Annotated in this window: 20 protein-coding genes and 1 other RNA gene; 4 read left to right on the top strand and 17 right to left on the bottom strand. The window is 71.9% G+C overall.

Annotation, left to right across the window (positions count from 1 at the left end):
- Positions 1 to 6 precede the first annotated feature (6 nt).
- The 4 genes from ACZ4TR_RS03630 to ACZ4TR_RS03615 form a co-directional block, all read right to left on the bottom strand.
- A complete protein-coding gene (locus ACZ4TR_RS03630) occupies positions 7 to 708 on the bottom strand; it encodes a glycosyltransferase family 2 protein (protein ID WP_465286280.1) in 702 nt (233 codons plus the stop codon).
- A gap of 62 nt (positions 709 to 770) precedes the next feature.
- The gene (locus tag ACZ4TR_RS03625) at positions 771 to 2,747 is read right to left on the bottom strand and encodes a DUF6541 family protein (protein ID WP_465285605.1); all 1,977 of its coding nucleotides are present in this window, start codon (positions 2,745 to 2,747) and stop codon (positions 771 to 773) included.
- A gap of 64 nt (positions 2,748 to 2,811) precedes the next feature.
- Complete coding sequence (locus ACZ4TR_RS03620) at positions 2,812 to 4,128, bottom strand: polysaccharide biosynthesis protein (RefSeq protein WP_465285604.1); 1,317 nt, start codon at positions 4,126 to 4,128, stop codon at positions 2,812 to 2,814.
- Positions 4,125 to 5,147, bottom strand: a complete 1,023-nt coding sequence (locus ACZ4TR_RS03615) for a glycosyltransferase family 2 protein (protein ID WP_465285603.1) — start codon at positions 5,145 to 5,147, stop codon at positions 4,125 to 4,127. Before ACZ4TR_RS03615 ends, ACZ4TR_RS03620 begins: the two co-directional genes overlap by 4 nt.
- Before the next feature lie 84 nt (positions 5,148 to 5,231).
- Between ACZ4TR_RS03615 and ACZ4TR_RS03610 the strand changes: the two genes are divergently transcribed.
- The gene (locus tag ACZ4TR_RS03610) at positions 5,232 to 6,329 is read left to right on the top strand and encodes a UDP-N-acetylglucosamine 2-epimerase (protein ID WP_364512770.1); all 1,098 of its coding nucleotides are present in this window, start codon (positions 5,232 to 5,234) and stop codon (positions 6,327 to 6,329) included.
- A gap of 57 nt (positions 6,330 to 6,386) precedes the next feature.
- Complete coding sequence (locus tag ACZ4TR_RS03605; protein WP_465285602.1) at positions 6,387 to 6,947, top strand: glucosaminidase domain-containing protein; 561 nt, start codon at positions 6,387 to 6,389, stop codon at positions 6,945 to 6,947.
- On the opposite strand, the gene recR is transcribed toward ACZ4TR_RS03605, so the two are convergent.
- Together recR and ACZ4TR_RS03595 are read right to left on the bottom strand one after the other, a co-directional pair.
- Positions 6,944 to 7,540: a recombination mediator RecR gene (gene recR, locus ACZ4TR_RS03600; RefSeq protein ID WP_328612972.1), complete on the bottom strand. Its 597-nt coding sequence runs from the start codon at positions 7,538 to 7,540 to the stop codon at positions 6,944 to 6,946. The two genes, ACZ4TR_RS03605 and recR, sit on opposite strands and share 4 nt — an antisense overlap.
- 5 nt (positions 7,541 to 7,545) lie before the next feature.
- Complete coding sequence (locus tag ACZ4TR_RS03595; RefSeq protein ID WP_155549341.1) at positions 7,546 to 7,905, bottom strand: YbaB/EbfC family nucleoid-associated protein; 360 nt, start codon at positions 7,903 to 7,905, stop codon at positions 7,546 to 7,548.
- 79 nt (positions 7,906 to 7,984) lie between these two features.
- On the opposite strand from ACZ4TR_RS03595, the gene ACZ4TR_RS03590 reads away from it, so the two are divergent.
- The gene (locus tag ACZ4TR_RS03590) at positions 7,985 to 8,839 is read left to right on the top strand and encodes an N-acetylmuramoyl-L-alanine amidase (protein WP_465285601.1); all 855 of its coding nucleotides are present in this window, start codon (positions 7,985 to 7,987) and stop codon (positions 8,837 to 8,839) included.
- A gap of 91 nt (positions 8,840 to 8,930) precedes the next feature.
- Here ACZ4TR_RS03590 and ACZ4TR_RS03585 read toward each other — a convergent pair whose 3' ends face one another.
- Both ACZ4TR_RS03585 and ACZ4TR_RS03580 read right to left on the bottom strand, forming a co-directional pair.
- On the bottom strand, positions 8,931 to 11,207 hold the full coding sequence (locus ACZ4TR_RS03585; RefSeq protein WP_465285600.1) for a DNA polymerase III subunit gamma and tau: 2,277 nt from the start codon (positions 11,205 to 11,207) through the stop codon (positions 8,931 to 8,933).
- A 44-nt stretch (positions 11,208 to 11,251) separates the two neighbouring features.
- Positions 11,252 to 11,560: an ALF repeat-containing protein gene (locus ACZ4TR_RS03580; protein ID WP_465285599.1), complete on the bottom strand. Its 309-nt coding sequence runs from the start codon at positions 11,558 to 11,560 to the stop codon at positions 11,252 to 11,254.
- Between the two features lie 52 nt (positions 11,561 to 11,612).
- Here ACZ4TR_RS03580 and ACZ4TR_RS03575 point away from each other — a divergent pair, with 52 nt between their 5' ends.
- The gene (locus ACZ4TR_RS03575; protein WP_465285598.1) at positions 11,613 to 12,488 is read left to right on the top strand and encodes a spermidine synthase; all 876 of its coding nucleotides are present in this window, start codon (positions 11,613 to 11,615) and stop codon (positions 12,486 to 12,488) included.
- A 251-nt stretch (positions 12,489 to 12,739) separates the two neighbouring features.
- Here the strand turns inward: ACZ4TR_RS03575 and ffs are convergent.
- The 9 genes from ffs to ACZ4TR_RS03530 all read right to left on the bottom strand — a co-directional run bounded on the left by ffs (position 12,740) and on the right by ACZ4TR_RS03530 (position 22,103).
- An RNA gene (gene ffs, locus ACZ4TR_RS03570) (signal recognition particle sRNA small type) lies at positions 12,740 to 12,834 on the bottom strand.
- A 43-nt stretch (positions 12,835 to 12,877) separates the two neighbouring features.
- A complete protein-coding gene (locus tag ACZ4TR_RS03565; RefSeq protein ID WP_364512783.1) occupies positions 12,878 to 13,477 on the bottom strand; it encodes a GTP-binding protein in 600 nt (199 codons plus the stop codon).
- A complete protein-coding gene (locus ACZ4TR_RS03560; RefSeq protein WP_364512978.1) occupies positions 13,455 to 13,799 on the bottom strand; it encodes a DUF742 domain-containing protein in 345 nt (114 codons plus the stop codon). Before ACZ4TR_RS03560 ends, ACZ4TR_RS03565 begins: the two co-directional genes overlap by 23 nt.
- A complete protein-coding gene (locus ACZ4TR_RS03555) occupies positions 13,799 to 14,233 on the bottom strand; it encodes a roadblock/LC7 domain-containing protein (protein ID WP_284747416.1) in 435 nt (144 codons plus the stop codon). The genes ACZ4TR_RS03560 and ACZ4TR_RS03555 overlap by 1 nt, the downstream gene beginning before the upstream one ends.
- Entirely contained in the window at positions 14,230 to 16,920 is a 2,691-nt protein-coding gene (locus ACZ4TR_RS03550; protein ID WP_465285597.1) for a sensor histidine kinase, read from the bottom strand. The genes ACZ4TR_RS03555 and ACZ4TR_RS03550 overlap by 4 nt, the downstream gene beginning before the upstream one ends.
- Positions 16,921 to 16,945: 25 nt before the next feature.
- The gene (locus ACZ4TR_RS03545; RefSeq protein ID WP_465285596.1) at positions 16,946 to 17,734 is read right to left on the bottom strand and encodes an ABC transporter ATP-binding protein; all 789 of its coding nucleotides are present in this window, start codon (positions 17,732 to 17,734) and stop codon (positions 16,946 to 16,948) included.
- Positions 17,731 to 18,669: an ABC transporter permease gene (locus ACZ4TR_RS03540; RefSeq protein ID WP_465285595.1), complete on the bottom strand. Its 939-nt coding sequence runs from the start codon at positions 18,667 to 18,669 to the stop codon at positions 17,731 to 17,733. Before ACZ4TR_RS03540 ends, ACZ4TR_RS03545 begins: the two co-directional genes overlap by 4 nt.
- The gene (locus ACZ4TR_RS03535) at positions 18,666 to 19,673 is read right to left on the bottom strand and encodes an ABC transporter substrate-binding protein (RefSeq protein WP_465285594.1); all 1,008 of its coding nucleotides are present in this window, start codon (positions 19,671 to 19,673) and stop codon (positions 18,666 to 18,668) included. Before ACZ4TR_RS03535 ends, ACZ4TR_RS03540 begins: the two co-directional genes overlap by 4 nt.
- A gap of 555 nt (positions 19,674 to 20,228) precedes the next feature.
- On the bottom strand, positions 20,229 to 22,103 hold the full coding sequence (locus tag ACZ4TR_RS03530) for a glycosyltransferase family 39 protein (RefSeq protein WP_465285593.1): 1,875 nt from the start codon (positions 22,101 to 22,103) through the stop codon (positions 20,229 to 20,231).
- Positions 22,104 to 22,185 lie beyond the last annotated feature (82 nt).

Genomic DNA, 22,185 nt, shown 5'->3' with positions numbered 1-22,185 from the left:
TTCCCCTTACGCCGAGTCGGAGGAGTCGACCGCGGGCCGGCGGCGCACGAGCGCCAGCAGCAGCGCGAGCCCGGCCCGGCTCAGGTAGACGGCCGATTTGACGGGCGAGTGGCTGGGCGTGCCGCCCGCGCGCTCCCGCATGACGACCGGGATCTCCTTGATGGTCAGCTTGGCCCGGATGGCCATCACCAGCGACTCCACGGTGTCGCCGAGGTACTCCGCCGGGTAGTAGCCGGCGAACAGCCGGATCGCGCGCGGGCCCATCGCCTTGAACCCCGACGTGACGTCGGTGAGCTTGGTCTTCGCCAGCCGCGAGAACACGAGCGAGAGCGCGACCATCGCGTACTTGCGCGGCCCGCTCGCCTTGTACGAGCCCTTCCCGGCGAACCGGGAGCCGATCACGATGTCGGCGTCGTCCAGGCCGCGCAGCAGCGCGTCGAGCTCGTCGGGGTCGTGCTGGCCGTCCGCGTCCACCTGCACGACCACGTCGTACCCGCGGGCGGCGGCGTAGCGGAAGCCGGTGCGCATCGCGCCGCCGACACCGAGGTTCACCGCGAGGCGGGCCACCTCGGCCCCGGCCGCGCGGGCGAGCTTGGCGGTGTCGTCGACCGAGCCGTCGTCGACGACCAGCAGGTCACCGCCCGGCAGGGCGCGTTTCACCTGCTCGATGACCGAAGCGACGCTCGCGGACTCGTTCAGCGCGGGCATCACGATGAGCACGCGGCGGCTGGTCACGGAGGTGCTGGACACGCGATCACTCTAGCCTTTCACTACCGGTTACCGGCCCCGGACCCTGGAGCCGCACCAGCCGCGACGACGCCCTGCTGGCCTTCGATCTCGTAGACGGACGCGCCGGGGTTCTGGAAGACGAGCTTGAAGCCGGGCGTGGTGTCGAGGTGGCTCAGGCCGGGCCCGCTGTTGGTGTCCTTCGTGACCTTGCCCTTGCCGACGAAGACGTACCGCACCTTGAGGTCGGTGAGCAGTTCCCGCACGTGCGGGAACTGGTCGATGTCGTCGAGGTAGATGCTGAGGTACCCGGCCGGGGTGTCGAGCTCGGCACCGTAGAAGGTCCATTCGACCGGCTGGACGCCGTCGAGCGCGTACATCCAGACCGAGCCGTCGGCCTTGCCGTTCATCACCCGCTCGCCCGGCGCGACGTGCGCGGCGAGCCAGTCGAACGCCTGGCGCTCGTCGTTGCTGACCGTCGGGCCGCCGCTGTAGTTCTGCTGCAGGCGGGCGGCGTTGCGGCCGATGTACCCACCGCGGCTCAGTCCGCCGATGACGACCACGAGCAGCACGACGCCGACCGTGGTGAGCGTCGCCGGGGAGACGTTCGGCAGCCGGCCGCCCGCCTTGCGCCCGATCCAGCGGGCGGCGGTGTCGGTGAACTCGCCGAACGCGACCGCGCCGGCCAGCGGGACCAGCGCGCCGATCCGCCAGTGGTCGTTGTAGAAGATGCCGGTGAGGGTGTGGATGAGCGGCGTCTCCAGCGACACGGTGGCCGCGAACAGCCCGCCGAACACGACGTAGGCGGCGACCATCCACAGCATCCGGCGGTGCTTCACCAGCAGGAAGATGCCGATCAGGGCGGGCACGCCGATCCACCACTGCGGGAACGCGGCCATCGGCGAGAAGGTGAGGGTCTCCCCGAGCCCGCCGCTGACCGTGGCCTCCGACGCCCAGAACGCGCTCGTCACGCCACCCGCGTTGTACAGCGAAGGCAACGCCAGCGGGAGCCCGCAGACGGCGGCGAGCACGACCGTGGCCCCGAGCGAGGCCCCCGACCGGCGCCAGTCGATCCGCTCGAACCGGAACAGCACGGCGAGCAGGATCAGCAGGAAGTACACGACGACGACGAACGCGACGCTGGTGTGCAGGCCGATCAGGCCGGCGACGCCGATGCCGATCGCGACCGGGCCGGCGAGCCCGCGCGGCTCCAGCAGCAGGCGCCCGAGCGCGAGCATCACCGGGATCAGCGCGACGCCGGCGACGTAGGGCCAGAGCGGGCCGCGCCAGAGCGAGTCGTACGGGAAGTTGGTGAACGACGCCGACACCGCCGCGGCCGCGGCGACCGCGAGCGCCGGCATCCGCCACACGTGGCACATCGCCGCGACGCCGATCGGCACGCACAGGATCACCGTGAGGGCGCCCATGTTCAGCGTCGGCATCATCGCCAGGCCGGCCTTGTCGAAGACCAGCGCGAGCAGGGCGTGGTAGGTGTCCGGGTAGAAGTAGTTCGTCTGGTCCGGCAGGTTCGCGATGGTGCCGACGGTCGACGGCCGGGCGTCGCCGTGCTCGGCGATCCAGCGGACCAGGTTGGCGTGGAACGGCGCGTCCCAGCCCTGCTGGACCTGGTTCAGGCCGCGGGCGCCGCGCAGGAACGTGACGATGCCGACGAGACTGCCGGCCAGCACACCGGCCCCGATCAGCAGGTGCTCGCGCAGGGACCGGGCGGGGGCCGCCGCGGCGGCGTCCTTCTCCGCCCAGTCCGGGTGGCGCCGGGCGGAGAAGCGCAGGACGGCGAACGAGAGCCCGAAGCCGGCGACCGAAAGCACGAGCGTCCACAGGGCGACCTCGAGCATCGACCAGCGGATGCCGAGCCCGCCGAGCACCGGCACGCCCAGGCTGACGATGCCGAACGTCAGGATCGGCGCGGCCGCGGCGAGCAGCCAGCCGCGCAGCCGGATCGCGGCGCCGAAGACGAGGCCCGGCAGCCAGAAGGCGAGCACGACCAGAAGTACGTTCATGGTTTTCCGCTGTCCAACCTCACCGGCGATACCCCGCCGACTCCTGTCCCCGGTCCGGCCGGGGTCACCCTACTGGGACGTCCGGGGCGGGCCGCACGTTGCCCGGACGTCGCAAGACGAACATCAACACGACCACGAGACCCAGCGTGGGCCCCCCGGCCAGCCCGGCGACCGCCTTGAGGATCGGGTCGCCCGGCACGAGCAGCAGCGTCGCCGCCGTCGCGACCGCGACCACGGCCCAGGTGACGAGGACCTTGCTCGCCTCCTTGCGGGCCACGAGCACGGCCGTCATCAGCTGCAGCGCGGTGAGCAGCACCGCGCCCCACACCATCCACGCCACCCACCAGCCCCGGGCGACGAAGTCCGAGCCGTAGAGCAGCGAGACCAGCCACGGTCCGATCAGCCAGCCGACCAGGGCGCCGACGACACCGAGGGCGACCGTGCCGAGCGCGCCGAGCGCGAGGAGCCGCCGCAGCCGGCGTGTGCCCTCCTCGGTGCCGGAAAGCCGGACGACCGTCGGCACCGCGAGCGCCTGCAGCGGGGAAAGCAGCAGGAGCGGCACCCGGGACACGGTGAGCGTCGCGAAGAGGACGCCGACGTCGGCGTCGGAGCCGCCCGGGGCGAGCAGGCTGACCATCGCCGGGTAGCCGGTGATGACGCTGGCGGTCAGCGCGGCGCCGGTCAGCAGGACCAGGATCCGGGCGGTGACCGGCCCCCAGCCTTCACCGTCGGCGTGCGGGTCGACCAGCCCGGAGACCGGCTTGACGAACAGCAGCCAGGCGAACGAGCCGGTCGCGGCCGCGACCGCGAACGACGTCACGCCGGTGAGGCCGGCGGCGGCGATCCCGAACAGGACGACCACGCGGACGGCGGCCTCGGCGACGACCAGCCCCGAGTACGGCTTGATCCGCTGCTGCCCGACGAGCAGGCCGCGGGCGGCGAACTGGCAGGCGAACGCGACCGCCCCGCAGAGCACGATGACGCCGAGGGCGGTGTTCCCCGCGTACAGCCGGTCCGAGAGGACCGGCACGACCAGGGTCAGCCCGGCGACGACCGCCACGGTCGCGGCCCCGACGGTCAGGGCGCGCAGCGCGGGCTTTCCGGCCTTGCCACCGTCGAGCGCGGCCACCGCGGACTGGCGGGACAGCTCCTGCTCCAGCGGGGACAGCGCGCTGCCGAGGCCCATCAGGATGCCCCAGAACGACAGGTAGACCTTGCTGTTCTCCGGCCCGAGCCAGCGGGTGGCGACCAGCGTCAGCACGTAGCCGAGCGCGATCGCGACGAGCAGCGAGATGCCGATCTTGCCGGCCGAGCGCCCGGTTTCCTTCGCCAGGCTGCGCCCGTCGGCTTCGTCGGACTCGTGGGTCACCGGTGAGCTCATCGTCCCCGCCGCCGGTGGGCACGCAGCGCCATGACGAGGCCACGGACGGCACCGGCGCCGAAGCCGGCGCCGAAGACCGGGGCCAGCTTCGCGACGGCCTTGGCCTCCGCGTTCGTCGCGCCGAAGCGCGTCACGGCCGCCCCGGCCGCGGCCGACCCGGCGGCCGCGAGCACCACGGCCGTCTTCGGCTTCCGCAGCGCGAGGCCGAGGCCGAGCACACCGACGCCGAACGCGGCGAACAGGCCGTTGCGGGCCGGGCCCGGCGAGCCGAGGTAGGAGTCCACGAAGGTCGTCCCGCGGAAGTACGCCTGGGCGGCGAACTTCTTGAAGCTCTCGCGCCCGTGGTAGGTCGCGGAGAACTCCGGCGCGAGGAAGATGCGGTGCCGCTCGGCGATCCAGCGCAGGACACCGGTGTCGTCACTGGCGAAGCGCACGTCGTCGAACAGGGAAACGAAAGCGTCCGAAGCCGACTCGAGAACCGCGCGCGGCGCGGAAAAGAATCCGGTGCCCTTCGGGAACAGGTCGAACTCTTCGATGCCGAAGGACATCAGGCGCGGATTCGCGCAGTACCGGCGCCAGGGAATCTTCACCAGCCCGGCCATGAAACCCGCGTACGGGTTGTCTTCGGAAGCGACGTTGACGTGGCCGTTCCAGACCGTCCGCTCGGGGTGGTCGACCAGCTGGTCGCGCAGGAAGGTCAGCGCGCCGATGTCCACGACGACCCGGCTGTCCAGCAGCAGGATCTGGTTCCCGGCGGCCTTGGCGATCCCCGCCCGCCGCGCCTCGAAGCGGCCCGAGTTGGCCTGGCTGAGCACGGTGATGCCGTGGCGTTCGCGCAGCTCGTCGAGCCGCGCGGGGGTGGCGTCCGTGCTGCCGTCGTCGACGACGACGACCTCGATCGGCCAGCTGGCCTCCGTCGCGGAGGCGAGCAGCGCGCCGACACTGCGTTCGATCCAGTCCTGCTCGTTGCAGACCGGGATCACGACGCTGAGCGAGGGGAGGAGCGGGTTCGCACTCACCGGGCCGAGGCTACCCGGCGGCCCCCGCGGCGGGTCGGCCAGTATCCTTGCGCCACCGCACCCGACCAGAAATGGGCCTTCACGGTGATTTCCTTCATTCTCGGCACCACCGCGGAACTGATCAAGATCGCGCCGGTCTACCACGGGATCCGCGATCGCGGGATGCGGCCGAAGATCTGGTTCACCGCGCAGCACGTCGACGAGGTCGCGGACGTCCTCGCGGACCTGGACATGCCGGCGCCCGACGTCTGGCTGGTGCCGGAGGAGAAGGCGCACAACCTCGAGTCGCCGGCGCAGGTGCCGGGCTGGGCCGCGCAGGTCATGCGCACCGCGTGGAGCCGCCGCCACGAGCTGCGCGCCGCGCTGACCGAGGACGGCCGTCCCCCGCTGGTGCTGGTGCACGGCGACACGTTCACCACGCCGTACGGCTCGCTGATCGGGAAGCGGATCCTCAAGTCCCGCGTCGGGCACGTCGAGGCGGGCGCGCGGTCGGGCAGCATCCTGTCGCCGCTGCCGGAGGAGCTCAACCGCAAGATCGCGGCGAAGATCGTCGACATCCACTTCGCGCCGAGCGCGCGTGAGGTGAACAACCTCCGCAACGCCCGCGGCGTGGTCGTCGACACCGAGGCGAACACGGCGATCGACGCGATGCGGCTGGCGATCAACCAGCCGCTGGACGTGCCGAACCTGCCGGAGAAGTTCGGCCTGGCCACGCTGCACCGCTTCGAGCTGGTCTCGCGCCCAGACAAGTACCGCGAGGCGCTGGAGATCCTGCGCGAGCAGAGCCGAAAGATGCCGATCCTGTACATGGCCGGGGCGCCGGAGCGCGAGAAGATCCGCGCGCTGGGCATCGGGAACATCTTCGACGACCAGTTCATCGTCCAGCCGAAGATGCGCTACCTGAAGTTCCTCCCGCTGGTGGCGCGCGCCGAGTACGTCGTCACCGACTCGGGTGGTCTTTCGGCGGAGTGCTACTACCTCGGCCTGCCGTGCGCGGTGCACCGCGAGCGCACGGAGACGCCGCAGCACCTCGGCGAGACGGTGGTGCTGACGGAGATGCGCGGCGACAAGCTGCAGAACTTCCTCGACACGTACCAGAACCGCCGCGGCGAGTCCTGGATGGACAAGTACCACCCGTCCGAGATCGTCGTGGACACGCTGGCGCAGCTCGGCTACTGCTGAGTCCTTCGTTCGGGTGACCTCGGGTTTCTCCGGGGGTGAGCCGGGCAGAGTGTCGCCATGATCCACATCGGACTGGCGGCGTTGCTGGCGGTGGTCCCGCCGCCCATCGACCAGGCGTCGGTGCGTGACGCGGCGCTTTCCTCGGGCTTCCAGGAGGCGTACGTCGGCGAGGCGGGCCCGATCGCGCGCGCGATCCACGCGGTGTACGACATCCCGGCCTCGGTGACGGTGGCGCAGTCGATCCTGGAGTCGAACTGGGGCCGCAGCAAGCTGTCGACGGCCGAGCTGAACCACTTCGGCTTCAAGTGCGTGACGCCGACGAGCCCGGGACCCATCGCGGTGCGGTGTGCCCGGTATCCGACGACGGAGTGCATTCCGGCGCCGTGTCATCCGGTGGATGCGTTTTTCCGGTCGTACGCGTCTGTTTTCGACTCGTTCCGCGATTACGGGCGGCTGTTGACGACGTCGTCGAACTACGCGGCGGCGTTGCCGGTGCGCGACGACCCGGACGCGTTCATCCGGGCGGTGGCGCGGAAATACGCCACCGACCCGGAGTACGCGAACAAGGTGATCAGGCTGATGGACCTCTACGACCTGCGCCGCTTCGACGTCGCTTAGAGCACCCTGCGGCCCGAGAGCGCGCGCCCGAGCGTCAGCTCGTCCGCGAACTCCAGGTCACCGCCCATCGGGAGCCCCGACGCCAGCCTCGTCACGCTCAGGCCCGGGAAGTCGCGCAGCATCCGCACCAGGTACGTCGCCGTCGCTTCGCCCTCCGTGTTGGGGTCCGTCGCGATGATGATCTCGGTGATGTCCGCCTCGCCGATGCGCTTGAGCAGCTCGCGCATCCGCAGCTGCTCCGGCCCGATGCCCGACAACGGGTCGAGCGCGCCGCCGAGGACGTGGTAGCGGCCCTTGAACTCGCGCGTGCGCTCGACCGCCAGGACGTCCTTCGGCTCCTCGACCACGCAGATGACCGTGAGGTCGCGGCGCTCGTCGCGGCAGATGCGGCACTTCTGCTGCTCGGAGACGTTGCCGCACACCTCGCAGAACTGGACGCCCTCCTTGACCTTGCCGAGGACGTCCTGCAGCCGCGAGATGTCCACCGGGTCCGCGGCCAGCAGGTGGAACGCGATCCGCTGGGCGCTCTTCGGCCCGACCCCGGGCAGCCGCCCGAGCTCGTCGATCAGGTCCTGGACGACACCTTCGTACAAGTTCGTCAGCCGCCGAAGCCGAGGGCGCCGAGGTCCGGCATGCCGCCACCGCCGCCGAGGCCGCCGGCCAGCGGGCCGAGCTTCTGCTCGGTGAGCTTCTGCGCGCTCGCCGACGCGTCGCGGACCGCCGCCACGATCAGGTCGGACAGCGTCTCGACGTCGTCCGGGTCGACGACCTTCGGGTCGATCTGCAGGCTCTTCAGCTGGCTGTCACCGGAGACGGTCGCGGTGACCAGCCCGCCACCGGCCGTGCCGGTGACCTCGGTGTTGGCGAGCTCCTCCTGGGCCTCGACGAGCTTCTGCTGCATCTGCTGCGCCTGCTGCATCAGCTGGGAAATGTCGAAGCCGCCGCCGGGTTGCACCATGATCGCACTCGGTCCTCTCTGCACGCCTGTGTCCTCCGCCAGGGTAGTCGCGCCACGGGTGGGCCCGGGGTGTGGCACCGTGGTCGCCGTGCGACGCGCGATTGTCCCCCTCCTGCTGGCCGGTGCCCTGCTGCTCACCGGCTGCGAAGAAGACACCCCGGCAGCTCCCGCTCCCGCGCCCGCTCCCGTGACGACCCGGACGGTCACGCCGGCACCGACGACCGTGACACCGCCCCCGTCGCCTTCCCCGCCGCCGTCCTCGGCCGCCGCGCCGCCGGCCGCGTCCGGGAAGGTCGTCGTGCTCGACCCCGGCCACAACGGCGGGAACGGCGCGCACCCGGCGGAGATCAACCGGCAGGTGCCCGCGGGGCGCGGGCAGACCAAGCCGTGCAACACGACCGGCACCGCGACCAACGCCGGCTACCCCGAGCACGCGTTCACCTTCGACGTCGCCCAGCGGGTCGGGAAAGCGTTGACGGCCAAGGGAATCCGCGTCGTCTACACGCGACAGGACGACACCGGCGTCGGCCCCTGCGTCGACAAGCGGGCGGCGATCGGCAACGACGCGAACGCCGACGCCGTCGTCTCCATCCACGCGGACGGCTCGACCGCGGCCGGCGCGAACGGCTTCCACGTCGCGTACTCGTCGCCGCCGTTGAACGCCGCGCAAGGGCCGCCGTCGACGCGGCTGGCGCAGACCGTGCGGGACACGCTGCGCACGAGCGGCTTCAGCACGTCGAACTACATCGGCGGCAACGGCCTTTCGGCCCGCGCGGACCTCGGCGGCCTGAACCTTTCGACGCGGCCGTCGGTGCTCGTCGAGTGCGGCAACATGCGCAACGCGGCGGAGGCCGCCCGGATGACCAGCGCGGAAGGCCGCCAGCAGTACGCGTCGGCCATCGCGGTGGCGATCGAGGCCTACCTGGCTTCCTGAGCAGACGTGGATCGGCCCGAGGGGTGCTGAAAGCCGTGAATGTCGCATTGAGGGACTTCAAGTCCCTCAATGCGACATTCACGGACTTTGCTCAGTCCAGCGGGCGGGCGCCGAGGTGGTCGGAGATCAGCTTGCGGGCCAGCTCGTCCGGGTCCTGGTCCGGCGGGGGCGGAGGGGGTGGCGGGGCGGGGCTGGCGTCCTCGTTGTAGAGGTCCTCGTCGTCCTCGTCGGAGGGTTCCGGGGGCAGCGGGATGTCCGGCTCGGCCGTGGTCACTCGGGGCCGGGCGGGTGCGGCCGGCGCCGGGGCGGGGCGGGCGGGCGCTTCGGCGGGCGCGGCCGCCGGGGCCGGAGCCGCCGACTGCCGGGTGAACGACCGTTCCGGCGCGGGCGCGGCCTGCTGCGCGCGCGCGGCGGGCGCGGCCGGGGCGTTGCCGTGGACGCAGCGGACCTGCCACTCACCCCCGACGACGTCCGCCAGCGCGCCGGCGATCTTGCGCGCGTTGTCCTGGTCGGACAGGCGGCGGGCCAGCGGTTCGGACTTGTGGGTGAGCGTGAGGGCGTGCCCCTCGACGGTCGCGACCGTGGCCTGCGTGAGCATCGCCTCGAGGCTCCGGCCGCCGGTGAACTTGCGCAGGGCGGTCATCAGCTGCGGCCAGACGTTCCGGATCGCGGCGGCATCCAGACCACCGGACGCCGGGGCCGCCGCGGGTGCCGAAGTGGCCGCCGGAGCGGGGCCGCCGGTTTCCGGCGCGCTTGCCGCGGCCGGGGCGGGTGTGCCGCCGCCCGGGGTGCGTGGCGTGCCCCAGCCGCCGTCCGCGGACTGGGCGGAGTTGCCCGCAGCAGGGGGACGGGCCGCCGGTGCCGAGGCATCGGCGCCCGCAGCCGCGGGAGCCGGCGCGGCGCCGCCTGGCGTGCGCGAAGCGCCCCAGCCAGCATCAGCGCTCCGGCTCGCCGGAGCGCCAGACCCCGCCGAAGCATCGGCGCTTGCAGCCGCGGCGCCGCCGGGCGTGCGCGAAGTGCCCCAGCCGCCGTCCGCGGGCTTTGCCGGCGCAGCAGGTTCCGGCTCGGCCCGAGCGGGCTCCGGGGCCGCGACCGGCGCCGGGCCGGCCGATGCCGAGCGCTGCGAAGGCCGGGAAAACGCCCGATCCGGCGCCGCCGCCCGCATCGGCGGCTCCACGCCACCCTCGGCGGGCGCGCCACCGCCACCGGCCAGCGTCGCGCGGCGTTCGAGGCGCTCGAGCCGGGCCAGCAGCGCGTTCTCCGCCTCCGTCACCGACGGCAGCAGCATCCGCGCGCACAACAGCTCCAGCACCAGCCGGGGCGACGTCGCCCCGCGCATCTCCAGGAGTCCATTGTGGACGATGTCCGCGTAGCGCGAGAGCGTCGCCAGGCCGATCCGCTCCGACTGCGCGACCATCCGCGACAGCTCTTCTTCCGGCGCCGACACCAGTCCGCCCGCGGAATCCGGCACCGCGCGCAGCAGCACCAGGTCGCGCAGCCGGTCGAGCAGGTCCGTCGCGAACCGGCGCGGGTCGTGCCCGGCCTCCGTGACCTTCTCGACCGTGCCGAACACGGTCGCGGCGTCCTCGGTCGAAAGCGCGTCCACCATGTCGTCGATCAGCGCGACGTCCGTGACACCCAGCAACGCCACCGCGCGCGAATACGAAACGCCGTCCGGGCCCGCGCCGGCGAGCAGCTGGTCGAGCACCGACTGCGTGTCGCGTGCGGAACCGCCGCCGGCCCGGATGACCAGCGGGTACACCGCCGGCTCGACCTCGACGCCCTCGGCCGCGACGTTGCTCTCCAGGAGCGTGCGCATCGCGCCCGGCGGGATCAGCCGGAACGGGTAGTGGTGCGTCCGCGAGCGGATGGTGGTCAGCACCTTGTCCGGCTCGGTGGTCGCGAAGATGAAGATGACGTGCTCGGGCGGCTCTTCCACGATCTTCAGCAGGGCGTTGAAGCCCTGCGTGGTGACCATGTGCGCCTCGTCGATGATGAACACGCGGTACCGCGACTCGGCCGGCGCGTAGAACGCCTTGTCGCGCAGCTCGCGGGCGTCGTCGACGCCACCGTGGCTGGCGGCGTCGAGCTCCGTGACGTCGACGCTGCCCGACCCCTCGGGGGCGAGCGCCTTGCACGAGTTGCACTCGCCGCACGGGTCCGGCGTCGGTCCCTTGGCGCAGTTCAGCGAGCGCGCCATGATGCGCGCGCTGGACGTCTTGCCGCAGCCGCGCGGGCCGGAGAAGAGGTAGGCGTGGTTGATCCGCCCGGCGGACAGCGCCGTGCGGAGGGGTTCGGTCACATGCTCCTGCCCGACGACCTCGGCGAAGGTTGCCGGACGGTACTTGCGGTACAGCGCTAGAGCCACGCCGCGAGACTACCGGGGACCTCCGACAACCTTCGCCGTGCGGGTCAGGGCAGCTGGAGCAGGAGCGCGTTCACCTTGGCGACGTGCTCCGCGGTGAAGGCGTCGCGCGCCCGCGCCTTGGCCAGGTCGTTGTCGAGGTACGGCTGCAGGTACGAGTCCGGGCCGTCCAGGACGCCCTGCGCGACCGCCGTGACCTCGGGCCCTTCCGACAGCGTCTGCGCCACCCGGATGCGCAGGTCGTGCGTCCGCGCGACGTACTGACCCGTGGCCAGGAACGCACGGACATCGGCGACGGTGCCGTCCAGCGCCTGCTGCGCGGCGGACTTCGTCGCCGGTACTGCGTTCGCCCGCAAAAACCCCCTCGATCGATGATCGTTCCGCTCCCTTGTCGGCGGGCCGGTCGGAATGTTTCCGATAACCTCGGACTCCGTGAGCCGCACGCGAAAGCCCGGTCCGGTGCCCGGGCGGTACCCGGTCAGGTTCGGGACGGCGGAGCTCCTCCGCGACGTCGACCGCGGCAACGCCTGGCTGGTGTCGGTGGACGGCGTCGCCCAGTCGTACGTCGACCTCGACGACCCGGCCAGCCTGGAGTTCGACTACGTCCGCCGGTTCGGCGACGTGGTGGACCAGCTGCCGCCGGGCCCGCTGGACGCGCTGCACATCGGCGGGGCGGCATGCACGCTGCCGCGCTATGTGGCGGTGACCCGGCCGGGGTCGCGGCAGCTGGTGTTCGACGCCGACGGCGAGCTGGTCGAGCTGGTCCGCGCCCAGCTGGGGCTGCGGGTGCCCGGGGTACGTGTCCGGGTGACGGACGGCCGTTCCGGGCTGACGACGAGACGCGAGGACACGGCGGACCTGGTGGTGGTCGACGCGTTCGAGCGAGCGACCCTGGCCGGCGGCCTGGCCACACTGGAAGCGACCCGGGCGATCGCGGCGATCCTCCGGCCGCCGGGGACGTACCTGGCCAACATCACGGACGGCGCGGGCCTCCCGTTCGCCCGCCGTTTCCTGGCGACGCTGCGCGAGGTGTTCCCCGAGGTCCTGGTGCTGGCGGACCCGGCGGTGCTGAAGGGCCGCCGCTTCGGCAACCTGGTGTTCGCAGCCTCGGCCTCACCGCTGCCGACGGCGGAGCTCGCCCGCCGGACGGCCTCGGCGGCGTTCCCGACGAGGTGCGTGGAGGGCGCGGAGCTGCGAAAGCTGGCAGGCAGGGCCACCCCGATAACCGACGACGACCGCCCACCGTCACCCCAGCCCCCGGAAGACGTGCTGGGCCTGTTCTGAGAAGAAGCCCACCCAAGCCGGGCGAGGGCCACGGCAGACCACCCAGCTCCCACCAGAGGCGACCACGGCAGACCACCCAGCTCCCACCAGAGGCGGCCACGGCAGACCACCCAGCTCACGCCAGAGGCGGCCACGGCAGACCACCCAGGGCGCACCAGAGGCACCGTGGGGGTCCGGGGGCTCGGCCCCCGGGCAAAAGGACGAAGTGAAGGCCCGGCGAAGGGGCGAAGCCCCGAGAGCCGGAGCCGAAAAGAAGGGGACCCCGCGCACCCGTCAGAGCCTGCTTATCCTTGCTGCCTTCCGGCCCTGGGGAGGTTCACAGGGTGGACGCCGCGCGGGGTCCGTGGATCAGTGTAGCCGCCGAGAACTCTCGGTGGGCCAGCGGGCCTTCAAGCCCCCGCGCCCGCCTGGGCGCGGGCCTTCTTGAACGTGTTGTGCAGGACCGCCAGCAGGGCGTCCCGGACCGAAAGCCGCTCCCGTGCGTCGAACGTGATCAGGGGGACGTCCTCGCTCACCGCCAGTGCCCACCGCACGTCCTCGAGGTTGTGTCCCAGCGAGCCGTCGAACATGTTGACCGCCACCACGAACGGCAGGCCCGCGTTCTCGAAGTAGTCGACCGCCGGGTAGCAGTCGTCCATGCGGCGGGTGTCCACGATCACCAGCGCGCCGAGTGCGCCGTGGACCAGGTCCTGCCACATGAAGCCGAAGCGGTCCTGGCCGGGCGTGCCGAACAGGTACAGCTTGACCTCGTCGTCGATCGTGATGCAGCCGAAGTCCAGGGCGACCGTCGTCGTGGTCTTGCCCGGGACGTGGCCCGTGCGGTCGACCGAAGCCGCCACCGACGTGATCGCCGCCTCGGTCGTCAGCGGCTTGATCTCCGAGATGGACGACACCGCCGTCGTCTTGCCCACGCCGAAGCCGCCCGCGATGACGATCTTGACCGGGGCCGGCGGGCGGGCCGCCGGTTCAGTGAATGGCTTCGAGTCCACGAATGACCCTTTCGATCATGCCGAGGTCGTGCGAGTTGCTCGCCGGCCGCCGGACGACGACGTAGCCCTGCTCGGCGAGGTCGGCCACCAGCACCCGGGCGACGCCGATGTGCAGGCCGAGCACGGCGGCCACCTCGGCGACCGACACGGTGCTCCGGCAGAGGGAGACGATCTCCTGCCGTTCGAACGTGAGCTTCGGGTGCGACGCCGCCCCGAGGCGGGACGTCATGACCTGCGCCTCGATCTCGAGGCTCTGGTCGACCGGCTGGGCGCGCCCCGATGTCATCAGGTACGGCCGCAGCAGCGAAGGTTCTTCGGTCATCACGACCCCACGGTGTTCTTGAGCTCCTCGATCAGGCCCGGCGTCAGGACTTCGGTGGCGCGGTTGGCGAACATGGCCATCTCGTAGGCGATCGTGCCCAGGCTGGCCTGCTTGTTGGCCAGGACGCCCAGCGAGCAGCCGATGCTGATGGTGCAGACCAGCAGGTACCCGTGCTGCAGCTCGATGATCACCTTGTCGGGCGAGCCGAGCGGGTGGCTTTCGGAGACGCCGTGGGCGAGGCCCAGCATGGCGGACGAGATCGCGGCGAGGCGGTCGGCGTTGGAGCGCTCGAGCTCCGAGGACACCGCGATCAGCAAGCCGTCGGCCGAGACCGCGATGGCGGCGATCGCGCCCGCGGTGTGCTGCGCGAAGCGGCTCACCAGCCAGTTGAAGTTCTGGGCTTCGACGCTGACACCAGCTGCGGGGATGCTCATTTCCTGCTCTCTTCTTCTCGTTCCGTCACACGACCGGCGACCACGCCTCGCGGCGGGCTGTCCGCCGTCATCTCGTCCGCCTTGGCCAGGCCGGCGGCGAACGAGTCGAACGCCGCCCGCTCGGCCGCCGGGTCGCGCTTGCCGCGGTCCACGCCGGGCCGGGCGGCCGGCCGGCCCGCGGCGGCCTGCTGACGCAGGCCGGGGGCGAGCTGGGCCCCGGGAACCCGGCGGACCAGGCCGTCCCGGGACTGCGGCGCGGCCGGGATCCCGGCCGGGACGGGCACGGGTTCCGGGACGACGGTCCGCGGCGCCGGCACCGGAGCTTCGGCGGCCATCGCCGAGCCCCCGGGCACGCGGACCGGCAGCGACGCGCCGTCGCTCGCCGGCGCGGAGACCTCGGCGGCCCGCACGAAGGCGTCCTGGAACCCGTCCATGGCGGTCTTGGCCGCCTCGGGGTCGTGCCGCGGCTCCGGCGACACCGGCGCGGTGGTGCCCGGGCTCGGCAGCTGGGCACCGCGCACGCGCCGCTTGAGCCCGCCCCGGCTCTGCGCCTCCTGCTCGGCCACGACGTCCGGCTCGGCGTCCGGCCACACCGGTTCCAGCTGGTTGAACCACCGGAAGCCGGCGCGGGAGCCGAGGAGCGCCGGGATCGCCGGCGAGGGCAGCGGGACCGGCGGCGAGTGGTCCGATGTGGACACCGCGACGGCTTCGGCGGGGCGCGCCTCGGGCACGGCCTGCGCCGGGATCACCGGCACCGGCTTCACGCGCACTCCCGCGCGGTGGCTGAACAGCGACGACGGGATCGTCAGCCGCGCGGTCACGCCGCCGGTGGTCGGCGTCGCGAGCAGTTCGACGCCCAGGTCGTGGCGCCGCGCCAGGCGGCCGACCACGAACAGGCCGAGCACGCTGGTCGGCGCCAGCTCGAGCCGTTCGCGCTCGACGAGCCGCTGGTTCTCCTCGGCGAACTTCTGCTCGGTCATGCCGATGCCGTGGTCGACGATGCTGACCAGGCAGGCGCCGTCGGCGAGGAACATCGTGTCGACCTCGACCACGGAGCCCGGCGGCGAGAACGACGTCGCGTTCTCGAGCAGCTCGGCGAACACGAGCACCAGGTCGGCGCCCAGCGCCGAGGACAGCAGGATCTCCGCGATGACACCGAGCTTGACGCGCTGGTAGTCCTCGATCTCGGCGAGCGCGGACCGCAGCGCCGTGGACAGCTCGATCGGGCCGGCGATGCGCGTCTCGTCGCGCGTCCCGGACACCACGAGCAGGTTGTCGGCGTTGCGGCGCAGGCGGGTGGAGAGGTGGTCGAGCCGGTAGAGGCTGGCCAGCAGCCGGGTGTCCTGCTCGTTGCGCTCGACCTCGTCGATCAGCGCCAGCTGGCGGCCGACCAGGTTCTGCGTGCGCTTGGCGACGTTCGCGAACATCAGGCTGGTGTTGCGGCGGGTGAGCGCCTGCCGTTCGACCAGCTCGGCCGCGGTGGTCTGGACGCGGTTGAACGCGGCGGCCAGCTCGCCCAGCTCGTCGCTCGAGACGACGTCGATGGTGGCCAGCCGCGGCACCTGCTCCTCGGCTTCCTCGGTGTCGGTCACGCGGACGAGCTCGGTGCCGGCGAGGTCGGCGACCGACGTCGCCGCGGTGGTCAGCCGCCGCAGCGGCCGGGCGATCGACCGGGACACCGCGACGGCGAGGAAGGCGACCAGCAGGAACAGCAGGCCCGCGCCGACGCCGACCAGCCACGCCAGCCGGGTGCCGGCGTCGGCTCGTCCGGTCGCCGAGCCGGCGATCTCGCCGGTGGCCCGCTCCTGCACGATCTTCCGTTGTCCCGCATGGCTTTCCGCCGCGGCGAGCACGTCGGTGACGTAGCGAGTGGTGCCCGCCGCGTCCCGCGGGTTGCCGACCTGGGCGGCCAGGTCGTCGATGCGCCGGCCGGCGTCGCTCTGCTCGACCCGGACGACCAGGGCGGCCCGCTCGCTGTCGTCACCGTCGTCGCCCTGCTTGACGAACCGGTCGATGAAGATGGGCACCTGCTGGGTCGCGTCGTCCAGGATGGACCGGCCGGCTTCCGGCGACACGGCGGTCACGATGAGGGCCATGGCGCGCAGCGAGCTTTCCTCGTTCGCCCGCAGCAGCGCGTCCAGCGCCGTCAGCTCCCGGGTGCCCTCGGCGTCGCTGGTGAGCTGCGGGACCAGGCGCAGGGAGTCGATCACCGCGTCGATCACGGCGTGATAGGTGCGCGCCACGCTGTCGAGCGCGACGCCGCGGCTCGCGGCGTTCTGCCGCAGCTCGCCGAGCGAGCCGATCCGGGTCAGCGCCGCGGAAAGCTCGTCGGGAGCGTCGTCACCCAGTGACGCGCGGACCTCGCCGATCGTCCGGTCGACCACCTTCTGCTGCTGGAGCATCTGGTCCGGGCTCGCCGACGGCGTCGCCACGAACGCGCCCGTCAGCAGCCGCTCGCGCTGCAGCTGCCACACCAGCCCGCCGAGCTGCTGGGCCTGGCGCGCCACGGTGGCCGACTGCGTCGCGGCCGCCGCGCTGCTCGCCTGGGTCAGCACGAACGGCACCGACACCAGCACCACCGCGGCCAACGGGGGCAGGAGCAGCAGGTTCAGCTTGCCGCGAATGCCGAGCCGGGCGAGGAGTCCCCCGCCGCCCGCCCGGTCCGCGGTCGCCCTGCCGTGCCTCATCCCCGCACCTTCCCGTCTTCCGTTCTCACCCGTCCACGGCCACCCGGCCGACGTGGCCGCGGTGCTGCTCCCGGACGAGGTCCTCGATCCGGGCGCGCAGCGCGAGGAACCGCGGCTCGCGCTTCACCGCCAGGTCCCGCTCGGCGGGCAGCGTCACCTCGACGTCGGCGGCGATCCGGCCGGGGTCGGAGGCGAGCACCACCACCCGGCCGCCCAGGAACACCGCTTCCTCGACGTCGTGGGTGACCATCAGCACCGTGGTGCCGGTGTCGGCCCACACCTGGCGGATGAGCACCTGCATGTCCTCTTTGGTCTGGACGTCCAAGGCGCCGAAGGGTTCGTCCAGCAGCAGGACGTCCGGTTCACAGGCGAGCGCACGCGCGATCGCGACGCGCTGCTTCTGGCCGCCGGAAAGCTGTTTCGGCAGCGACTTGCGCACGGCGTGGAGCCCGGTCTCGGCGAGGTACCAGTCCACGCGCTTGGCGCGCTCGGCCGCGTCGACCGGCAGCAGCTCGAGTCCGAACGCGACGTTCTTCTCGACGGTGCGCCACGGGTACAGCGCGCCGGCCTGGAAGACGAGCCCGCGGTCCGGGCCGGGGCCGGTCACCGGGACGCCGTCGAGCACGATCTCGCCCTCGGTCGGCCGGCTGAGCCCGGCCACCAGCGACAGCAGCGTCGACTTGCCCGAGCCGCTCGCGCCGACGACGCAGACGAACTCGCCACGCAGCACCTCGAGGTCGACGCCGTCGAGCGCGCGCGTCACCCGGCCGCGGACGCGGTAGTCCTTCGCGACGTTCCGCAGTTCCAGCGTCATGCCGCCCACTTCCCGACGCGCGTGCGCAGCAGGCGCAGCAGGACGTCGATGACCAGCCCGGCGATCCCGATGACCACGAGCACGGCGAAGATCTTGTCCGTCTGCAGGAACCGCTGCGCCCGCACGATCCGGTAGCCGAGGCCCGCCGAGGAGTTGATCAGCTCGGCGACGACCACGAAGTTCCACGCCGCGGCGGCGTTGACGCGGATCGCGTCGATCATGCCCGGCAGCGAATGCGGCACGACGATCTTGCGCAGCACCTCGCCCCGGCGCGCGCCGAGGGTGTAGGAGACGTCGAGCAGCTCGCGCGGCACGCCGCGGACGACGTCGGCGGTCATCAGCGTGTTGAAGAAGACCGTCCCGATGAAGAGGATGGCGATCTTCGACGGCTCCCCGAGGCCGAGCCAGATGATCAGCAACGGGATGAATGCGCTCGCCGGCAGGTAGCGCAGCAGCCCGATCAGCGGTTCGAAGAACGCCTGCCCCGCGGTGAACGCGCCCATCAGGATGCCGAGCGGCACCGACACCAGCACGGCGAGGCCGAAGCCTTCGAGCACCCGCTGGGTCGTCGCCCAGAGGTCGTCGAAGAGCTCGCCGGTGCTCGCCATGTCCGCCCCGGCCTTGACCACCGCGGCCGGAGACGGCAGGAAGGTCGAGTCGACGACCCCGCTGAGGCTCAGCACGATCCACGCGAGGAACGGGATCGCGAACGACAGCACCGCCAGCGTCCAGCGTGTCGGCGCGGAAGTGGGCGTGCGCAACGAAAAGAGCGGCGACGCGGCCTTGGGTGCGGCCCGGCGCGGCAGCGGCGCCCAGGCCGGGCGCCCCCGGCCGGCCTCCTGCTCCTCGGCGAGCCGTTGCTCGGCCTCGAGCGCCTCGGCGGCCCGGTCGCCGTCCGTGACCGCCGGGGTGGTGCGCTGGGTCGGACCGGTCACTGCGGCGCGGCCTTCACGAACTGGTCGTCGAACAGCCCGTCCAGCGACGGCCGCTGCTGGGCGAGCCCGGTGCCGACGATGAAGTCGACGATCTTGTTCGCCTGGAAGTCGAGGTGCTGCGCGGTGACGCCGGGCGTGAACGCGTCGATGTTCTGCTGGCGCGTGAAGATCGTGGTGCCGGCGTCGTAGGACTTGTAGTCGGCGTCGGAGACCCCGCCGCGCTTGGCCATGATCCCGACGGCCGCGTCCTTGTTGTTCTTGATCCAGATGAGCGTCTCGAACCAGGTGTTCACCAGCGCCTGGACGTCCTTCGGGTGGTCCTTGACCAGCTTCTGCGACGTGACGAGGTGGTCCGGGATGGCGCCCGGGAACTCGGCCGACGTCGAGATCGCGCGGCTGCCCGGGCGCTCGAGGGCCTTCGAGGTGAAGGGCGCGAACGCGCCCACCGCGTCGACCTGGCCGGCGACGAACGCGGCCGCCGCGGCGTCGGTCGGCAGGTTGACCAGCTCGATGTCCTTTTCGGTCAGCTTCGCCTCCTGCAGCGCGAGCAGCAGCAGGTAGTGGTCGACCGTCCCCTGCTCGACCGCGACCTTCTTGCCCTTGAGGTCGGCGACCGCGGTGATCCCGTCGCGCGCGATGATCTTGTCGTTGCCGGTGGAGTTGTCGTTCACCAGCACGATCGACAGCTTCGCGCCGCCGGAAGCCGAGGAGAGCGTGTCGTTGAGGGTCTGGCTGTTCGCGTCGATGGCCCCGCTGGAGAGCGCGTTGATGCTGTCGGTGTAGTTGTCGAAGTACTTCAGGTCGACGTTCACGCCGTTCTTCGCGAACAGGCCCTGTTCCTGCGCCACCTGCCAGGGGAACCAGCCGGGCCAGGCGCTGAACCCGAGGGTGATCTTGTCGCCGCTGCCGCTCGCGGAACTGTCGCTGCAGCCGGAAAGCGCGGTGACCGCGGCGAGGGTCAGCAAGGTCAGGAGCACCGTCAGCCGGCGGGGGCGGGAAGTCACAGCGAAACTCCAAAAGGCGGGGGAAGTGGAGTGTTGCGGCGCCGAAAGCGCACAGTCATCGCTGCCCTCTTCCAGACGCGCCTGATCGGGTCACGGATGAGAGAACGCGGACAGGGATCACCCACACCCAGTGAGATCCGGTCCCTCAGCGCACCGGATCGGCTACCCCTTGTCCCTCACCCGGCGGAGAGCCTAGCGAGGGCCCCAAGATCACCACAATGGCTGGGGCCTGCGGCCAAACGAGTGATCCCCGGCCGGGCCAACCAGCGTCATCGACGGTTTCGACGGTCCTCGACGACCGGCTTTCTGTCGGCCGCCCGGCCAAGATCGCGGTTGTGAGCCCGTGCAGCTGCACGGGCTGTAGTCCCTCGTCGTTACGTCCCGCCGTGATCATCACCGAGCGCTATTCCCCGGAAGTGAACAATCGTTCGGAATGCGTCACTCCCCAAGACTGCGATCGAACAGGTGTACGCCTCCGCCGATATCGCACGAGCCCCCGATCCGCGAATGATTCCTCGACTGTTAACACGCCGGAAACAATGGTCGGCATTTCGATCAACCGACAGATTTTGTGAGGTCGTAAATGGTCGTGCTCCCGACCGTCCGCGGCGCGAAGTTCTGCTCGACCCAGGTCTGGATCTCCCCCGAGGTGCCGCGGCCGCCGCCAAAGCCGCCGCGGCCACCGGCGACGAAGTAGTGGATGTCGCCGGCGGCGACGTACTGCTCGAACTGCGCCAGCGTCGGTGCCGGGTCGCTGCCGCTGAAGCCGCCGATCGCGAGCACCGGCCGTCCGCTCGACAGCGCCAGCCCGGCCGACTGCATCGCGCCGCTCTGCGCCGCGGCCCACTTCGTCGTCGTGTTCTTCAGCAGGTCGATCACCGCGGTGTCGGTCTGCCCCTCGCCGAAACCGCCTCGGTCGCCGAACCCGCGTCCACTCGCGACAGCCGGGCCGGACGACGGCGTACCGCCGGAGTGCGCGGTCGCCGCCGTGGCCAGCGTGAAGGACGCCGTCCCGAGCAACGCGCCGCAGAGGCCGATCACGGCCACCGCCGGGCCGAAGCGCCGGAACCGGTCGGCGCCGAAGAGCAGCGCCAGCACCCCGGCCGCGCCGAGCACGAGCAGCGCGTAGCGGATCCACGGCTGCCAGTCCGGCGTCCGGGCGAGCAGCACGAAGCCCCAGACCGCGGTGACCGCGAGAATGACGGCCAGCACCGCGCGGGCCGCGAAGTTCGCCCGGCCACGCCAGAGCTCACGCGCGGAGATCCCCAGCGTGGCGGCGATCCCCGGGGCCAGCGCGACCGTGTAGTACGGGTGGATGATGCCGCTCATGTAGCTGAACACGAGCGTCGTGACGACCAGCCAGCCGCCCCAGAGCAGCAGCGCCGCGCGGGTCCGGTCGGTGCGGGGCGCGCGCCGGGTGAACCACAATCCGGCGACCAGGCCGAGCACCGCGGCGGGCAGCAGCCACGAGGCTTCGCCGCCGAACTCGCCGCCGAACAACCGCGTCAGGCCGGTTTCGCCGCCGAAGCCGCCTCCGAAACCGCGGCCGCCGGCTCCGGACGGTGGCGTGAACGCGCCCCCGCCGCCGCCCCGGCCTTCGCCGAAGATCCGGCCGAGACCGTTGTAGCCGAAGGCCAGTTCCAGCACGGTGTTGTCGGTCGAGCCGCTGATGTACGGCCGGTCCGCCGCCGGCCACAGCGCGACGACGGCGATCCACCAGCCCGCGGAGACGAGCACCGCGCCGGCCGCGGCGAACAGCTGGCCGATCCGGCGCCCGAGCGACGTCGGGGCCGCGACCGCGTAGGCCAGCACGAACGCGGGCAGGACGAGGAAGGCCTGCAGCATCTTGTCGAGGAAGCCGAACCCGACCGCGACCCCGGCGAGCAGCAGCCACTTCGTGCTCGCGTGCTCCAGCGCGCGCACGACGCAGTACGCGCCGGCGACGAGCAGCAGCACGAGGAAGGCGTCGGGGTTGTCGTAGCGGAACATGAGCGCGGCGACCGGCGTCAGCGCGAGCCCGGCCCCGGCGAGCAGGCCGGCGCCCGGACCGGACAGCCGCCGCACGGCGAGGTAGAGCAGGCCCACGGACGCGACGCCGGCGAGCGCGTTCGGCACGAGCAAGCTCCAGCTCGAGAAACCGAAGAGCCGGCCGGACAGCCCCATGACCCACAACGAGAACGGCGGCTTGTCGACGGTGACGACGTTTCCCGGGTCGAGCGAACCGAAGAACAGCGCCTTCCAGCTCCACGTGCCGGCCTGGGCGGCCATCGCGTAGAAGTCGTTGGCCCAGCCGGTTTTCGCCAGGTCCCACAGGTAGAGCAGGCCGGTGCCCGCCAGGAGAGCGGCGACGGAAGGCTTGACCCACCGCGGTTTCCGGTCGGCTTCGGGAGCGGGCTGGGCGTGCGCGGGCGCCGACAGCGTGGTCGTCATGACGTTCACCGTGCCGGGGCCGCATGTGGTGAACTTGTGCCGAAGCTGTGCGCCCCCTGTGCATCCGACCCCCTGGGACGGC

Source organism: Amycolatopsis sp. NPDC028719 (genome assembly GCF_055565395.1).
The sequence above is the reverse complement of the archived record's forward strand: the minus strand, read 5'-3'. Positions and strand labels throughout refer to the sequence as shown.

Excerpts from the sequence above, each read along its gene's own strand:
- ACZ4TR_RS03630 (WP_465286280.1), bottom strand. The coding sequence starts at position 708 with ATGCCCGCGCTGAACGAGTCCGCGAGCGTCGCTTCGGTCATCGAGCAG.
- ACZ4TR_RS03625 (WP_465285605.1), bottom strand. The coding sequence starts at position 2,747 with ATGAACGTACTTCTGGTCGTGCTCGCCTTCTGGCTGCCGGGCCTCGTC.
- ACZ4TR_RS03620 (WP_465285604.1), bottom strand. The coding sequence starts at position 4,128 with ATGAGCTCACCGGTGACCCACGAGTCCGACGAAGCCGACGGGCGCAGC.
- ACZ4TR_RS03605 (WP_465285602.1), top strand. The coding sequence starts at position 6,387 with ATGATCCACATCGGACTGGCGGCGTTGCTGGCGGTGGTCCCGCCGCCC.
- ACZ4TR_RS03595 (WP_155549341.1), bottom strand. The coding sequence starts at position 7,905 with ATGGTGCAACCCGGCGGCGGCTTCGACATTTCCCAGCTGATGCAGCAG.
- ACZ4TR_RS03575 (WP_465285598.1), top strand. The coding sequence starts at position 11,613 with ATGTTTCCGATAACCTCGGACTCCGTGAGCCGCACGCGAAAGCCCGGT.
- ACZ4TR_RS03560 (WP_364512978.1), bottom strand. The coding sequence starts at position 13,799 with ATGACCGAAGAACCTTCGCTGCTGCGGCCGTACCTGATGACATCGGGG.
- ACZ4TR_RS03555 (WP_284747416.1), bottom strand. The coding sequence starts at position 14,233 with ATGAGCATCCCCGCAGCTGGTGTCAGCGTCGAAGCCCAGAACTTCAAC.
- ACZ4TR_RS03550 (WP_465285597.1), bottom strand. The coding sequence starts at position 16,920 with ATGAGGCACGGCAGGGCGACCGCGGACCGGGCGGGCGGCGGGGGACTC.
- ACZ4TR_RS03545 (WP_465285596.1), bottom strand. The coding sequence starts at position 17,734 with ATGACGCTGGAACTGCGGAACGTCGCGAAGGACTACCGCGTCCGCGGC.
- ACZ4TR_RS03530 (WP_465285593.1), bottom strand. The coding sequence starts at position 22,103 with ATGACGACCACGCTGTCGGCGCCCGCGCACGCCCAGCCCGCTCCCGAA.